Genomic DNA, 15,980 nt, shown 5'->3' on the forward strand with positions numbered 1-15,980 from the left:
ATGACAACCCAGTATGGATTTTTTATCGATTCCAGCCGTTGCACCGGGTGCAAAACCTGCGAGCTGGCCTGTAAAGATTACAAAGACCTGACCCCGGACGTCAGCTTCCGCCGCATCTACGAATACGCCGGGGGCGACTGGCAGGAAGATAACGGCGTCTGGCATCAGAACGTCTTTGCCTATTACCTGTCGATTGCCTGTAACCACTGTGAAGATCCGGCCTGCACCAAGGTCTGCCCGAGTGGGGCGATGCACAAGCGTGAAGACGGTTTTGTGGTGGTGAACGAAGATGTCTGCATCGGCTGTCGGTACTGCCACATGGCGTGCCCGTACGGCGCGCCGCAGTACAACGCCGCCAAAGGTCATATGACCAAATGCGACGGTTGCCACACCCGCGTGGCGGACGGCAAAAAGCCGATTTGCGTCGAGTCCTGTCCGCTGCGCGCGCTGGACTTCGGCCCGATTGAAGAGCTGCGTCAAAAACACGGTCAGCTTGCCGCAGTGGCACCGCTGCCGTCTGCGCACTTCACGAAGCCGAGCATTGTGATTAAACCTAACGCCAACAGCCGTCCTACAGGTGACACCACCGGCTACCTGGCAAATCCGAAGGAGGTGTGAGATGGGAAGTGGATGGCATGAATGGCCGCTGATGATCTTCACGGTCTTTGGCCAGTGTGTGGCGGGCGGTTTCATTGTGCTCGCGCTGGCGCTGCTGAAGGGGAATCTCAATGCCGAACAGCAGCAGCGTTTAGTGTTGAGCATGTTTGGCCTGTGGGTGCTGATGGGAATTGGCTTTATCGCCTCTACGCTGCACCTGGGTTCGCCGATGCGCGCGTTTAACTCTCTGAACCGCGTAGGGGCATCGTCCCTCAGTAACGAGATTGCCAGCGGGGCAATTTTCTTTGCCGTCGGTGGGCTGGGCTGGCTGCTGGCCGCTTTGAAGAAATTGCCTGCGGGTCTGCGCAGCCTGTGGCTGATCGTGACCATGGTGCTGGGCGTGGTGTTCGTGTGGATGATGGTGCGCGTCTATAACACCATCGATACCGTTCCAACCTGGTACAGCGTCTGGACGCCGATGAGCTTCTTCCTGACGATGTTTATCGGCGGGCCGCTGCTGGGCTACCTGCTGCTGCGCGTGGCGGGCGTAGACGGGTGGGCAATGCATTTGCTGCCGGCTGTTTCGCTGCTGGCGCTGGTGGTGAGTGCGATGGTCGCCCTGATGCAGGGGGCAGAACTGGCAACCATTCACAGCTCTATCCAGCAGGCTTCTGCCCTGGTGCCGGACTACGGTTCTCTGATGGCCTGGCGCATCGTTCTGCTGGTCGCGGCGTTGGTATTCTGGATCGCTCCTCAGCTTAAAGGTTATCAGCCCGCGCTGCCGCTGCTGTCACTGGCCTTTGTGCTGGTCCTGGCGGGTGAACTGATTGGCCGCGGTGTGTTCTACGGGTTGCATATGACCGTTGGTATGGCTATCGCCAGTTAACGTTGCATTGAGTTATATCAAGCCGGGCCTGAGTGCCCGGCTTTTTCTTTTTTCGATCATGAAATTTTTCGACTGTCGTTTTGTTTTAATTTCGCCCATTAATAAATAAAAACAGACACATAATTAATATCTATAGCAGGCGTGGCATTAGCAGGATAAGTTTTTTAAATCGACAGGGAACATATTGTGCGAGGCGGCTAAATCAGTGGATTGACTTTGTTTTTGCCAGTGGCATGATGCGCACGAAATCTGAACTTCCTCACGGTTTTTAATCCATGACCACCTATACCCGGCCAGTGCTTCTGTTGCTCTGTGGCCTGCTTCTGTTGACCCTGGCGATCGCAGTGTTAAATACGCTCGTCCCGCTATGGCTCGCCCATGAAAACTTACCGACCTGGCAGGTGGGTATGGTCAGCTCGTCCTTTTTTACCGGGAACCTGCTGGGTACGCTAATGACCGGGAGCCTGATTAAGCGCTTTGGCTTTAATCGCAGCTATTATCTGGCTTCGCTGATTTTCGCCGCCGGGTGTGCCGGACTGGGCCTGATGGTCGGCTTCTGGAGCTGGATGGCATGGCGCTTTATCGCAGGCGTAGGCTGCGCGATGATTTGGGTGGTGGTTGAAAGCGCGCTGATGTGCAGCGGCACTTCGCGCAACCGTGGACGCCTGCTGGCGGCCTATATGATGGTTTACTACATCGGCACCGTGCTGGGTCAACTGATGGTCAGCAAGCTGCCAACCGACCTGATGAGCGTTCTGCCGTGGGTAACGAGCATGGTGCTCGCCGCGATCCTGCCGCTGATCTTCACGCGCATTGTGAACCAGAACAGCGAGCATCAGGAAGCGACCCACGTCTGGCCGATGCTCAGACTCCGTCAGGCGCGTCTTGGCGTTAACGGCTGCATTATCTCGGGGATTGTACTGGGCTCGCTCTACGGCCTGATGCCGCTCTATCTGAATCATCAAGGCGTCAGCGATTCCGGAATTGGTTTCTGGATGGCGGTCATGGTGAGTGCGGGCATCGTCGGGCAGTGGCCGATTGGCCGACTGGCGGATCGTTTCGGCCGTCTGCTGGTGCTGCGCGTTCAGGTCTTTGTGGTCATCATGGGATGCCTTGCCATGCTCAGCAACGCCGCGATGGCGCCTGCGCTGTTTATTCTCGGGGCGGCCGGCTTTACGCTCTATCCGGTCGCGATGGCCTGGGCCTGTGAGAAAGTTGAACATCACCAGCTGGTGGCAATGAACCAGGCGCTGTTACTGAGCTATACCATCGGCAGTTTATTAGGGCCGACGTTTACCGCGATGCTGATGCAGAATTATTCCGATAATTTATTGTTTATCATGATCGCCAGCGTGTCGTTTATTTATCTCTTGATGCTGCTGCGCAAAGCAGGCGAGCATCCAACGCCTGTGGCACATGCCTGATTAAATAAAAGCCTGTCGATGACAGGCTTTTTTGTCCCTGTCACAACTAAGAGTTTTACTTATTGTTTGTTTATTGCGCCAGGCGATAATTCATGTGAGTCCTACCACTATAAGGCAGCAATCATGTCTATTCGTCGTTTTTCCACTACCGCACTTGCCGTAGTGTTGTCTTTAACGTTTGCAACGGCTTCGGTCATGGCTAATCCTGGAAACGGGAATGGCGGTGGTCACGGAAACGGTGGCGGGCAAGGTAATGGCGGTAATCATGGTAACGGGAATTCTGGTAACCATGGCAATAAGCAAAATAACGGTCAGGATAACCCTGGAAAATCGGATAAAAGCTTTAAAAGCAGTAAAGATGTCGGTAACGATGTCGACGCTCGCGTGAGCTTCGATCATGCCCGCCATCTGGCGCTGAATTATGGCTTAACGGGCTATGACTCTCTGCCTCCGGGTATCGCGAAAAACCTGGCGCGCGGTAAGCCGTTGCCTCCGGGCATTGCGAAGAAAACCGTGCCGGCCTCAATGCTGGGCCAGCTTCCTTCCTACCCTGGCTATGAATGGCGCGTGGTCGGAGACGACCTGGTCTTAATTGCGCTGAGTACAGCCATCGTGACGTCCGTTATTAACGGCGTCTTTAAATAGAATATAAAAAAGCCCGGTTCTCACCGGGCCTTTTCTTTAATACATCACCTTGTGGCCGTACTGTTCAAGAATACCTTTGACGCGTTCCATCGTCTCTTTTTTTGGCGGCTTCACGCCATCAAGTTTGTACTCTTCGCCCATCGCCACCCATTTATGTTTACCCAGCTCGTGATAGGGCAGAAGCTCGATTTTTTCGACGTTGCCCATGTCGCGGGTAAATTCCCCCAGGCGGTGCGCGGAGTCGTCGTCATCTGACCAGCCGGGAACCACCACGTAGCGGATCCAGGTTTTGATGCCTTTATCGGCAATGTATTTGGCAAATTCCAGCGTGCGGTGGTTTGAGACGCCAACGAGGTTCTGGTGGATCTCATCGTTCATCTGTTTAAGATCGAGCATCACCAGATCGGTCACTTCAAGCAGCTCGTCGATAACCGGATCGTAGCGGCGCACAAAGCCGTTGGTGTCGAGGCAGGTATGAATGCCTTCTTTATGGCAGGCGCGGAACCAGTCGCGGACAAATTCGGCCTGCAGAATGGCTTCACCGCCGGATGCGGTGACGCCGCCGCCGGACGCGTTCATAAAGTGGCGGTAGGTCACCACCTCTTTCATCAAGTCTTCAACGGTCACTTCTTTACCGCCGTGCGTATCCCAGGTGTCACGGTTATGGCAGTACAGGCAGCGCATCAGGCAGCCCTGGAAAAAGGTGATGAAACGGATACCCGGGCCATCGACGGTGCCACAGGATTCAAAGGAGTGAATGCGACCAATAATTGACATTGCGGTGATATCTCCAGCATCGGCCCGTCCGGGGCCTGAGTATGCACAGCTCAAAGCCGGCTGTGTTGAAGTCTGTTTTGGCTGATATCCATAGAGTATAGATAGCGGACAAAAGAGACTGAGGTGGAGAGGGTGCTAAAAAGGCCCCACTGACGTGGAGCCTTTATTGTACGCTTTTTAACGCGTGATTTCAGTCAATTCCAGTTACATGGACTGAGTGAAAGTACGGGTGATAACGTCCTGCTGCTGTTCTTTAGTCAGGGAGTTAAAACGTACTGCGTAGCCAGATACGCGGATGGTCAGCTGAGGATATTTCTCAGGGTGTTCCATCGCGTCGAGCAGCATTTCACGGTTCATGACGTTCACGTTCAGGTGCTGACCACCTTCGATGGACGCTTCGTGGTGGAAGTAACCATCCATCAGACCCGCGAGGTTAGTTTTACGCACTTCGTCGTCTTTACCCAGCGCGTTTGGCACGATAGAGAAGGTGTAAGAGATACCATCTTTCGCGTAAGCAAACGGCAGTTTAGCAACGGAAGTCAGAGAGGCAACCGCACCTTTCTGGTCACGACCGTGCATTGGGTTAGCACCTGGGCCGAATGGCGCGCCAGCACGACGACCGTCTGGGGTGTTACCGGTTTTCTTACCATACACAACGTTAGAGGTGATGGTCAGAACAGACTGAGTCGGGATAGCGTTACGGTAAGTAGTCAGTTTCTGAATTTTCTTCATGAAACGTTCTACCAGGTCAACCGCCATGTCATCAACACGAGAGTCGTTGTTACCAAACTGCGGATATTCACCTTCGATTTCGAAGTCTACAGCCAGGCCGTCTTCGTCACGAATTGGTTTAACTTTCGCATATTTGATTGCAGACAGGGAGTCAGCAGCAACGGACAGACCAGCGATACCACACGCCATGGTGCGGATAACGTCACGGTCGTGCAGCGCCATCAGAGAGGCTTCGTAGCTGTACTTGTCGTGCATGTAGTGGATTACGTTCAGCGCAGTGACATACTGTTTAGCCAGCCAGTCCATGAAGTGATCCATACGTTCCATCACTTCGTCGAAGTTCAGAACGTCGCCTTTGATCGGCTCAGACTTAGGACCAACCTGCATTTTCAGTTTTTCATCAACGCCGCCGTTGATTGCGTACAGCATGGTTTTCGCCAGGTTTGCACGCGCACCGAAGAACTGCATTTGTTTACCAACAACCATTGGGCTTACGCAGCAAGCGATAGCGTAATCGTCGTTGTTGAAGTCCGGACGCATCAGGTCATCGTTCTCGTACTGCAGAGAAGAGGTATCGATGGACACTTTAGCGGCGAATTTCTTGAAGTTCAGAGGCAGTTTTTCAGACCACAGAACGGTGATGTTCGGCTCCGGAGAAGGACCCATGGTGTAAAGGGTGTTCAGGAAGCGGAAGCTGTTTTTGGTTACCAGAGTACGGCCGTCAACGCCCATACCACCGATTGATTCTGTTGCCCAGATTGGGTCACCAGAGAACAGCTCATCGTATTCAGGAGTACGCAGGAAGCGAACCATACGCAGTTTCATGACCAGGTGGTCAATCATTTCCTGAGCGTCTTGCTCGGTGATTTTGCCTGCTTTGATGTCGCGTTCGATGTACGCATCCAGGAAGGTGGATACGCGACCAAAGGACATTGCTGCACCGTTCTGAGACTTAACAGCGGCCAGGTAGCCGAAGTAGGTCCACTGGATGGCTTCCTGAGCGTTGGTCGCAGGACCAGAGATATCGCAGCCATATTTTGCCGCCATCTCTTTGATCTGACCCAGCGCGCGGTGCTGTTCAGCGATTTCTTCACGCAGACGGATAGTCGCTTCCAGGTTTACGCCGTTTTCCAGATCGGACTGCAGGGAAACAAACTGCGCGTACTTGTCTTTCATCAGGAAGTCGATACCGTACAGCGCAACGCGACGGTAGTCACCGATGATACGGCCACGGCCATACGCATCTGGCAGACCAGTCAGAACGCCAGATTTACGGCAGTTCAGAATGTCTTTGGTGTAAACATCGAATACGCCCTGGTTGTGGGTTTTGCGGTATTCGGTGAAGATTTTTTTCAGCATTGGGTCCAGCTCGCGGTTATACGCTTTGCAGGAACCTTCAACCATTTTGATACCACCGAACGGGATGATTGCGCGTTTCAGTGGTGCTTCAGTCTGCAGACCAACGATTTTCTCAAGGGCTTTGTTGATGTAGCCAGCATCGTGAGAAGTGATGGTGGAAGCAACGGAGGTGTCAAAATCAACTGGCGCGTGAGTGCGGTTTTCCAGTTTAACGCCTTCCATTACGCTGTCCCACAGCTTGGTGGTCGCGTCAGTTGCGCCAGCCAGGAAGGATTCGTCACCTTCATACGGGGTATAGTTCTTCTGAATGAAGTCACGTACGTTTACTTCATTCTGCCAGTCACCTTTCGCAAAACCTTCCCAGGCTGTGGCTAACTTTTCATTAAGCTCGGACATGTAACACCTACCTTCTTAAGTGGATTTTTTATTTACTGCCTGAGAAAACCATCAATGATGATCGTCGCCACGCAGGTAAATGACCCAGTATGTCAACCCAACTAACAGACCCCCACCGATAATGTTCCCGATAGTGACAGGGATCAGGTTATCAGTAATGAAATTCATAATAGTCAGGTGAGAGAAACTTTCCGGGGATGAACCAACTGCGGTCCAGAACTCCGGGCTTGCAAAGTCGCGGATGACAATGCCCATTGGGATCATGAACATATTCGCGATACTGTGCTCAAAGCCGCTGGCAACAAACATCGCAACCGGCAGAACCATAATTAAGGCTTTGTCCATCAGGCTACGACCCGAGTAGCTCATCCATACAGCCAGGCAGACCATCAGGTTAGCGAGGATGCCGAGAGCAACGGCTTCGATAAATGTGTGGTGCATTTTGTGGTCGGCGGTTTGCAGGACGTTAAGGCCCCAGCCACCGTTGGCGGTCATGTACTCGCCAGAAAGCCACATCAACAAAACAAAGAGCAGACAGCCAACCAGGTTACCCACGTAGACGTTAAGCCAGTTGCGTGCCAGCTGACCCCAGGTAATTCTTCCGCTGGCCTTTGCCACGACAATCAGCACCGTTGAGGTGAAGAGGTCGGCGCCGCAGATGACGCAGAGAATCAGACCCAGTGAGAAGCAAATGCCGCCAATCAGTTTGGCCATGCCGAAAGGCATTCCGGCAGTACCGGTGGTGGCGGTGATGTAGAAGACGAAAGCGATAGAGATGAACACACCAGCCGTGATCGCCAGATAGAACGTCTTCATCGGGTGTTTCGTTGCTTTATAGACACCCGCTTCTTCGGCAACTTTGGCCATCGCAGCAGGGAGTAAAAGATCAAAAGGGTTGTCAGCTTTCACACTAACTCTCTCTTTATTAAGTCGGCGACGAGATACTAACAAAGCATTATAGAAGAGAAATTGATATAGATCATATCTCGCCTGGCTTATAGGCCCGCAGTGTGTATGGTTTTACAGCAAATGCGGAGTAAGTATTTGATTATCCGTATAAAAATAAATTTTAAAAGTTATGAAAAGAGTTGAATTTTTTCGTTCAGCCACCTCTGACGCAGTTAATTAATATGGAGTATTTACCATAAAAAGTAACAGTAAAGCCCAGGTAAATATTATTATATTTACCCATGTTTAACTTTATTATTACAATCAACAGTCATTGCCGAAGAAAATAAAAAACGGGGCAATGAAATTGCCCCGTAATATAGCCCAGACGATTGAATACGCCTACAGCTGGTAATGTTATGTGCGCTTATTTTGACCAGTAAGCGGCTTTTGCTTTCTGCAGTTTTTCGTAGGCCTTCAGCAGCGACTGATGCGCCGGGAAGGCTTTCAGATCGCTATCAACAGCCTGCAGACCATAGAACGGCGCTTCGCCGCTCAGGGCTGCACTGGCTGCTTCTACGGCCTCAGCTCCGTACATCCGCACGAAAGCATTCAGGTATTGCAGCGGCTCGCGATCCTCTTCCTGGGCCAGCAGCAGCAGGGTTTGCAGGCAGCGGTAATAATTGGTGCGCTCGGCAGAGAAGACCGACTGGTTGAATTCCATGGTCCACTCGGTCCAGGCCAGGGCCTGATCCAAATCGCCACCCGCTAGGGCCAGCATCGCTTTCAGCTCACCGATGCGCAGGGTATACCAGCCGTTGTCTTTACCGGTCGCCAGGCCCAGCAGTTCGCGTACGCGGGTAAAGTCATCGTGGCCTTCTTCGTCCAGTTGGGCGATCAGGTTCAGATAATCTTCTTTCTCCCACTCGCTGCCCGGCAGAGCCAGCAGCGTTTCGCGCAGGTGCGCGCCCATGCTGTTATTCGCCAGCCACAGATCTTCAGCCGGGTAGATGTCGGACATGCCTGGAACAATAATGCGGCACGCGTATACGCCAAGGTGTTCGTAGTCGGCAATATAAACTTCCCGATCTTCCGCGTTGAAGATCGCCATCAGCGTGGCGAACTCTTCTTCCGTGGTACCGGCAAAGCTCCAGTCCACGAACGGATAGTCGGCGTCCTGCTTGAACATATCCCAGGAAATTAAACCGCTGGAGTCGATGAAGTGGGTTTCAAGGTTGGTATGCTCGGCCACTTCTTCATCGTCAAACGTTGGCGGGGTGAAGACGTCGAGATCTTTCAGGCTACGGCCCTGCAGCAGCTCGGTAACGGTACGCTCCAGCGCCACGCCGAAGTCAGGGTGCGCGCCGAATGAGGCGAAGCAGGTACCGTTGGCCGGGTTAAACAGCACTACGCAGATAACCGGATACTTACCGCCCAGCGAGCCGTCATAGGCAAAGATCGGGAAACCTTCTGCTTCCAGCTTAGCGATGGACTCCACTACGCCCGGGTAGCGCGCCAGCACGTCTGCCGGAATTTCTGGCAGGCTGATGGATTCAGCGATGATGCGGTTTTTAATGTGGCGTTCGAAAACTTCAGACAGACCCTGCACGCGTGCTTCATTGCGGGTGTTACCGGCGGACATACCGTTGGACACATACAGGTTGCCGACGATGTTCATCGGAATATATACGGTCTGCTCGTCAGACTGACGGGTGAACGGCAGGGCGCAGATCCCACGGTCTTCATTGCCAGACTGCAGATCGATCAGCATGCTGGCGGTCAGTTCGCTGTCTGGATCGTAGAAGGCACGCAGGCGCGCGTCGAGAATACCTTCCGGCAGCTCGTCATCTTCGGTCAGCGGGAACCATTTTTCATTTGGATAGTGAACGAACGGGCCGTTAGCGATGGTTTCGCCCAGCCAGAAGTCAGCGAAGAAATAGTTGGTGGACAGACGCTCAAAATACTCACCCAGCGCAGAGGCCAGTGCCGCTTTTTTTGTCGCGCCTTTACCGTTGGTAAAGCACAGGGCACAGTCTTTATCGCGAATATGCACGGACCAGACGTGAGGTACCGGATTGAGCCAGGAGGCTTCTTCGATGTTAAAACCCAGGTCGGTCAGTTTCTGCTGGAAGCGAGCGATGGAATCTTCCAGAGCGGCGTCTTTGCCGGGGATAAACGTTTGAGTCATGGCGTTCACTTTTATCGTACGTAAAGCGCGCAATGATACGGGTTTTGCGTGACGGGTGCTATCTTCGGCGAAAATAAAAGGCTGGGCTATGCTTAGTGGCAGTAACTGACTGTAAAGGCATAGAAAAATGAAAGCATTTGATCTCCAGCGGATGGCGTTTGATAAAGTTCCTCCTGAATTTCTGGGCGAAGTGGCGCTGCGCAGCCTGTATACCTTCGTCCTCGTCTTCCTGTTTCTTAAAATCACCGGCCGCCGCGGCGTGCGGCAGATGTCGCTCTTTGAGGTGTTGATCATCCTTACGCTGGGCTCGGCGGCGGGTGACGTCGCCTTTTATGACGACGTGCCGATGGTGCCGGTGTTTATCGTTTTTGTCTCACTGGCGCTACTTTACCGTCTTGTCATGTGGCTGATGTCGAAAAGCGAAAAGCTGGAAGATCTGCTTGAAGGGAAGCCGGTCGTTATCGTCGAGGACGGACAGCTGGCCTGGGAAAATGTACAAAGCGCCAATATGACCGAGTTTGAGTTCTTTATGGAGCTTCGCCTGAACAGCGTTGAACAGCTCGGGCAGGTGCGTCTGGCGATCATGGAAACCAACGGGCAGATCAGCGTCTATTACTATTCTGACGACGAGGTGAAGCCGGGACTGTGTATCCTGCCGGATATGCTGATCGAGCGTTTCAGAACCGTACCTGAGTCAGGCGAGTATGCTTGCGTAAGATGTAGCCATGTAGTCGCGATGCAGCCGGGGGATCGCCAATTATGCCCCCGCTGTGCAAATCCGGAATGGACGAAGGTTAGCCGGGCCAAACGCATCACCTGACAGCCATTTTGTCGGTTTTGTCCTGGCGAGGCGGCAGATTGTTTTGTGTGACGCGGGGCACATTTCACGGGTCATAAGTTTTAGACATTGCGGCGCGTGTCACTGAATGATAAAACCGATATCCACAGTTATAACTTATGGCTTTTAGCGTGGTGAGGGGAAATGGCTCAAGTCTTTAATTTCAGTTCAGGTCCGGCAATGTTACCGGCAGACGTGCTTAAACAGGCTCAACAGGAACTCTGTGACTGGAACGGTCTCGGTACGTCGGTGATGGAAATCAGCCACCGTGGTAAAGAGTTTATTCAGGTGGCGGAAGAGGCAGAAAAGGATTTTCGCGATCTGCTGAATATTCCCTCGAACTACAAAGTATTGTTCTGTCACGGCGGTGGACGCGGCCAGTTTGCAGGCGTTCCGCTGAATATTCTCGGTGACAAAACGACGGCTAACTACGTTGACGCAGGTTACTGGGCGGCAAGCGCCGTTAAAGAAGCGCATAAATACTGCACGCCGAATGTTATCGACGCCAAAGTGACCGTTGACGGTCTGCGCGCCGTGAAGCCAATGAGCGAGTGGCAGCTTTCCGATAACGCAGCGTATCTGCACTACTGCCCGAACGAAACCATTGACGGGATTGCCATCGACGAGACGCCAAACTTCGGTAGCGATGTCGTGGTTGCCGCCGACTTCTCCTCCACCATTCTGTCTGCGCCAATTGATGTCAGCCGCTACGGCGTTATCTATGCGGGCGCGCAGAAAAATATCGGCCCGGCCGGTTTGACTATCGTCGTTGTGCGTGAAGACCTGCTGGGTAAAGCACATAAATCCTGTCCTTCGATTCTCGATTACACCGTGCTGAACGATAACGATTCGATGTTCAACACCCCACCAACGTTTGCCTGGTATCTCTCCGGCCTGGTCTTCAAATGGCTGAAGCAAAACGGCGGCGTGGCGCAGATGGACAAGGTCAATCAGCAGAAAGCTGAACTGCTGTATGGCGTGATCGACAAGAGCGATTTCTACCGCAACGATGTGGCGAAAGCGAACCGTTCCCGCATGAACGTGCCGTTCCAGCTGGCGGACAGCAGCCTGGACAAAGTGTTCCTGGAAGAGTCCTTCGCGGCAGGTCTGCATGCGCTCAAAGGTCACCGTGTCGTTGGCGGCATGCGTGCCTCCATCTATAACGCGATGCCGCTGGAAGGCGTTAAAGCCCTGACGGATTTCATGATCGACTTCGAACGTCGTCACGGTTAATTTGCTGTTTTTCACCCCCGCAGCGTCCCTGCGGGGTTTTTATTATGTTGAGTTGAGAGTTTAGTTTTCATGGAATCCCTGACGTTACAACCTATCGCGCGGGTAGATGGCACCATCAATCTGCCTGGTTCAAAAAGTGTCTCGAACCGCGCTCTGCTGCTGGCAGCTCTGGCAAACGGCACCACCGTCCTCACAAACCTGCTGGACAGCGATGACGTGCGCCATATGCTCAATGCGCTGAAAGCGTTGGGCGTTCATTACACTCTCTCCGACGATCGTACCCGCTGCGAAGTGACCGGCAACGGCGGCGCGCTGCGCTCGGGCGAAGAGCTTGAGCTGTTTCTGGGCAACGCCGGTACCGCGATGCGCCCGCTGGCGGCGGCCCTGTGCCTGGGTAGCAACAACATTGTGCTGACCGGCGAACCTCGCATGAAAGAGCGTCCGATTGGTCACCTGGTGGATGCTCTGCGTCAGGGCGGCGCGCAGGTTGAGTATCTGGAGCAGGAAAACTATCCGCCACTGCGTCTGCGAGGCGGTTTTACCGGCGGTCACGTCGAGGTGGACGGCAGCGTCTCCAGCCAGTTCCTGACGGCACTGCTGATGACCGCGCCGCTGGCACCGCAGGATACGGTTATCACCATTAAAGGTGAGCTGGTCTCCAAACCGTACATTGATATCACGCTGCATCTGATGAAAACCTTCGGCGTTGAGGTGGAAAACCAGTCTTATCAGCGCTTCGTGGTGCGCGGGGCGCAGCAGTACCAGTCTCCGGGCAACTACCTGGTTGAAGGGGATGCGTCATCCGCGTCCTACTTCCTGGCCGCGGGTGCGATTAAAGGCGGCACGGTAAAAGTGACCGGTATTGGCCGTAACAGCGTGCAGGGCGACATCCGTTTTGCGGACGTGCTGGAAAAAATGGGCGCCATTGTCACCTGGGGCGATGACTTCATCTCCTGTACTCACGGCGAGCTGAACGCCATCGACATGGACATGAACCATATCCCGGATGCGGCGATGACCATTGCCACGGCGGCGCTGTTTGCCAAAGGCACTACCACGCTGCGTAACATCTACAACTGGCGCGTAAAAGAGACGGACCGCCTGTTCGCGATGGCGACCGAGCTGCGAAAAGTCGGTGCCGAGGTGGAAGAGGGCGAAGACTACATTCGCGTGACCCCTCCGGCTAAACTGCAGTTTGCGGAAATCGGCACCTATAACGATCACCGCATGGCGATGTGCTTCTCGCTGGTGGCGCTGTCAGACACGCCAGTCACCATTCTTGACCCGAAATGTACCGCGAAAACCTTCCCGGACTACTTCGAACAGCTGGCACGCATTAGCACGCTGGCCTGATAACGTATTGCCGCATCGCCCGATGCGGCATTTGCTTACGCTTCATTACGAACACCTCCGCTCATTTCTTCTACACTCTGCTTCAATCATTCCGTAATTTGCACGCAAAGGTAACAGTTGCGCACGTTGGCGCGTATAATGCGCGGCGTTCATGTAAACGGTATGCCTTATTTAAGGAGAAAAAGATGACGGCAGTTGCCCCGGTAATCACCATTGATGGGCCGAGTGGCGCAGGGAAAGGTACTCTGTGCAAAGCGATGGCGGAAGCATTGCAATGGCATCTTTTAGATTCGGGAGCAATCTATCGCGTGTTGGCGCTGGCCGCGCTGCATCACCATGTGGATGTCGCGTCTGAAGAAGCGCTGGTTCCGCTGGCTGCGCATCTGGATGTGCGTTTCGTATCGACCGATGGCAACCTGGAAGTCATCCTTGAAGGGGAAGACGTGAGCGGCGAAATCCGTACGCAGGAAGTAGCTAATGCGGCCTCTCAGGTCGCGGCGTTCCCGCGCGTTCGCGAGGCACTGTTACGTCGTCAGCGCGCGTTCCGTGAAGCCCCGGGGCTGATCGCTGACGGACGCGATATGGGAACCGTGGTATTCCCTGATGCGCCAGTGAAAATTTTCCTTGACGCCTCTTCGGAAGAACGTGCTCAACGCCGCATGCTTCAGTTGCAGGAAAAGGGGTTTAGTGTTAACTTTGATCGCCTTTTATCCGAGATAAAAGAGCGCGATGACCGCGATCGTAACCGCGCCGTCGCCCCACTTGTTCCTGCAGAAGATGCATTAGTTCTGGATTCAACCAGTTTAACTATTGAGCAAGTGATTGAAAAAGCGCTACAATATGCGCGCCAAAAACTGGCACTCGCGTAATCGCGACCGATTTAGCAGTACCCCCGCTGCAAGGGATTGACGGCGGGTATGTGAAACAACCCCATCCGGCACGGAGCCAGGTGGACGTTAATATTAACCTGAAGATTAAACATGACTGAATCTTTTGCTCAACTGTTTGAAGAATCCTTAAAAACAATCGAAACCCGCCCGGGTTCCATCGTTCGCGGTGTTGTTGTTGCTATCGACAAAGACGTAGTACTGGTTGACGCCGGTCTGAAATCTGAGTCCGCCATTCCGGCAGAGCAGTTCAAAAACGCCCAGGGCGAGCTGGAAATCCAGGTAGGTGACGAAGTTGACGTTGCTCTGGACGCAGTAGAAGACGGCTTCGGTGAAACCCTGCTTTCTCGTGAGAAAGCTAAACGTCACGAAGCATGGATCACGCTGGAAAAAGCTTACGAAGAAGCTGAAACTGTGGTCGGTGTTATCAACGGCAAAGTTAAAGGTGGCTTCACTGTTGAGCTGAATGGTATTCGTGCGTTCCTGCCAGGTTCTCTGGTAGACGTTCGTCCAGTTCGTGACACTCTGCACCTGGAAGGCAAAGAGCTTGAGTTCAAAGTAATCAAGCTGGACCAGAAGCGTAACAACGTTGTTGTATCCCGTCGTGCCGTTATCGAATCCGAAAACAGCGCAGAACGCGATCAGCTGCTGGAAAACCTGCAGGAAGGCATGGAAGTCAAAGGTATCGTTAAGAACCTCACTGACTACGGCGCATTCGTTGACCTGGGCGGCGTTGATGGCCTGCTGCACATCACCGACATGGCGTGGAAACGCGTTAAGCACCCAAGCGAAATCGTGAACGTGGGCGACGAAATCACTGTTAAAGTGCTGAAGTTCGACCGCGAGCGTACTCGTGTATCCCTCGGCCTGAAACAGCTGGGCGAAGATCCATGGGTAGCTATCGCTAAGCGTTACCCAGAAGGTACTAAACTGACTGGTCGCGTAACCAACCTGACTGACTACGGCTGCTTCGTTGAAATCGAAGAAGGCGTTGAAGGTCTGGTGCACGTTTCCGAAATGGACTGGACCAACAAAAACATCCACCCATCCAAAGTTGTTAACGTTGGTGATGTAGTGGAAGTGATGGTTCTGGATATCGACGAAGAACGTCGTCGTATCTCCCTGGGCCTGAAACAGTGCAAAAACAACCCATGGCAGCAGTTCGCGGAAACCCACAACAAGGGCGACCGTGTTGAAGGTAAAATCAAGTCTATCACTGACTTCGGTATCTTCATCGGCCTGGACGGCGGCATCGATGGCCTGGTTCACCTGTCTGACATCTCCTGGAACGTTGCAGGCGAAGAAGCAGTTCGTGAATACAAAAAAGGCGACGAAATCGCTGCAGTTGTTCTGCAGGTTGACGCAGAGCGTGAGCGTATCTCCCTGGGCGTTAAACAGCTCGCAGAAGATCCGTTCAACAACTGGGTTGCACTGAACAAGAAAGGCGCAATCGTAAACGGTAAAGTGACTGCAGTTGACGCTAAAGGCGCAACCGTAGAACTGGCTGACGGCGTTGAAGGTTACCTGCGCGCTTCTGAAGCTTCACGTGACCGCGTTGAAGATGCCACTCTGGTTCTGAACGTAGGCGACGACGTTGAAGCTAAGTTCACCGGTGTTGACCGTAAGAACCGTGCAATCAGCCTGTCTGTTCGTGCTAAAGACGAAGCTGATGAGAAAGATGCAATCGCAACTGTTAACAAACAGGAAGATGCAAACTTCTCTAACAACGCAATGGCTGAAGCTTTCAAAGCAGCTAAAGGCGAGTAATATCAGGTTC

Annotated in this window: 13 protein-coding genes; 9 read left to right on the forward strand and 4 right to left on the reverse strand. The window is 53.3% G+C overall.

The window, feature by feature from the left end:
* The 4 genes from EnteroDNA1_RS21180 (at position 1) to EnteroDNA1_RS21195 (ending at position 3,552) form a co-directional block, all read left to right on the forward strand.
* Positions 1-618 (forward strand): DMSO/selenate family reductase complex B subunit, encoded by a 618-nt coding sequence (locus tag EnteroDNA1_RS21180; RefSeq protein ID WP_047061494.1) that lies wholly within the window; start codon positions 1-3, stop codon positions 616-618.
* A 1-nt stretch (position 619) separates the two neighbouring features.
* Positions 620-1,483: a dimethyl sulfoxide reductase anchor subunit family protein gene (locus EnteroDNA1_RS21185; RefSeq protein ID WP_069303881.1), complete on the forward strand. Its 864-nt coding sequence runs from the start codon at positions 620-622 to the stop codon at positions 1,481-1,483.
* Positions 1,484-1,758: 275 nt separating this feature from the next.
* Positions 1,759-2,907 carry an MFS transporter gene (locus EnteroDNA1_RS21190; RefSeq protein WP_069303882.1) on the forward strand — a complete coding sequence of 383 codons (1,149 nt, stop codon included), beginning with the start codon at positions 1,759-1,761 and terminating at the stop codon, positions 2,905-2,907.
* A gap of 123 nt (positions 2,908-3,030) precedes the next feature.
* Positions 3,031-3,552, forward strand: coding sequence for an anti-virulence regulator CigR family protein (locus tag EnteroDNA1_RS21195; RefSeq protein ID WP_069303883.1), 522 nt, complete (start codon positions 3,031-3,033; stop codon positions 3,550-3,552).
* 36 nt (positions 3,553-3,588) lie between these two features.
* Here the strand turns inward: EnteroDNA1_RS21195 and pflA are convergent, their stop codons facing one another.
* The 4 genes from pflA to ycaO form a co-directional block, all read right to left on the reverse strand.
* Entirely contained in the window at positions 3,589-4,329 is a 741-nt protein-coding gene (pflA, locus tag EnteroDNA1_RS21200) for a pyruvate formate lyase 1-activating protein (protein ID WP_023310991.1), read from the reverse strand.
* A 204-nt stretch (positions 4,330-4,533) separates the two neighbouring features.
* Positions 4,534-6,816: a formate C-acetyltransferase gene (pflB, locus tag EnteroDNA1_RS21205; protein WP_033145088.1), complete on the reverse strand. Its 2,283-nt coding sequence runs from the start codon at positions 6,814-6,816 to the stop codon at positions 4,534-4,536.
* A 51-nt stretch (positions 6,817-6,867) separates the two neighbouring features.
* Positions 6,868-7,725, reverse strand: a complete 858-nt coding sequence (gene focA, locus EnteroDNA1_RS21210; RefSeq protein WP_008499974.1) for a formate transporter FocA — start codon at positions 7,723-7,725, stop codon at positions 6,868-6,870.
* 406 nt (positions 7,726-8,131) lie between these two features.
* Positions 8,132-9,892, reverse strand: a complete 1,761-nt coding sequence (gene ycaO, locus EnteroDNA1_RS21215) for a 30S ribosomal protein S12 methylthiotransferase accessory factor YcaO (protein WP_048976855.1) — start codon at positions 9,890-9,892, stop codon at positions 8,132-8,134.
* Between the two features lie 127 nt (positions 9,893-10,019).
* Between ycaO and EnteroDNA1_RS21220 the strand changes: the two genes are divergently transcribed.
* The 5 genes from EnteroDNA1_RS21220 to rpsA all read left to right on the forward strand — a co-directional run bounded on the left by EnteroDNA1_RS21220 (position 10,020) and on the right by rpsA (position 15,970).
* Positions 10,020-10,712 carry a DUF421 domain-containing protein gene (locus EnteroDNA1_RS21220; protein ID WP_023310994.1) on the forward strand — a complete coding sequence of 231 codons (693 nt, stop codon included), beginning with the start codon at positions 10,020-10,022 and terminating at the stop codon, positions 10,710-10,712.
* 162 nt (positions 10,713-10,874) lie between these two features.
* A complete protein-coding gene (serC, locus tag EnteroDNA1_RS21225; RefSeq protein ID WP_069303884.1) occupies positions 10,875-11,963 on the forward strand; it encodes a 3-phosphoserine/phosphohydroxythreonine transaminase in 1,089 nt (362 codons plus the stop codon).
* 69 nt (positions 11,964-12,032) lie between these two features.
* On the forward strand, positions 12,033-13,316 hold the full coding sequence (gene aroA / locus EnteroDNA1_RS21230) for a 3-phosphoshikimate 1-carboxyvinyltransferase (protein ID WP_029739498.1): 1,284 nt from the start codon (positions 12,033-12,035) through the stop codon (positions 13,314-13,316).
* A 185-nt stretch (positions 13,317-13,501) separates the two neighbouring features.
* Complete coding sequence (gene cmk / locus EnteroDNA1_RS21235; RefSeq protein ID WP_013097305.1) at positions 13,502-14,185, forward strand: (d)CMP kinase; 684 nt, start codon at positions 13,502-13,504, stop codon at positions 14,183-14,185.
* A 111-nt stretch (positions 14,186-14,296) separates the two neighbouring features.
* The gene (gene rpsA / locus EnteroDNA1_RS21240) at positions 14,297-15,970 is read left to right on the forward strand and encodes a 30S ribosomal protein S1 (RefSeq protein ID WP_014169387.1); all 1,674 of its coding nucleotides are present in this window, start codon (positions 14,297-14,299) and stop codon (positions 15,968-15,970) included.
* Positions 15,971-15,980 lie beyond the last annotated feature (10 nt).

The organism is Enterobacter sp. HK169 (assembly GCF_001719105.1).
Taxonomy (GTDB): Bacteria; Pseudomonadota; Gammaproteobacteria; order Enterobacterales; family Enterobacteriaceae; genus Enterobacter; species Enterobacter asburiae_B.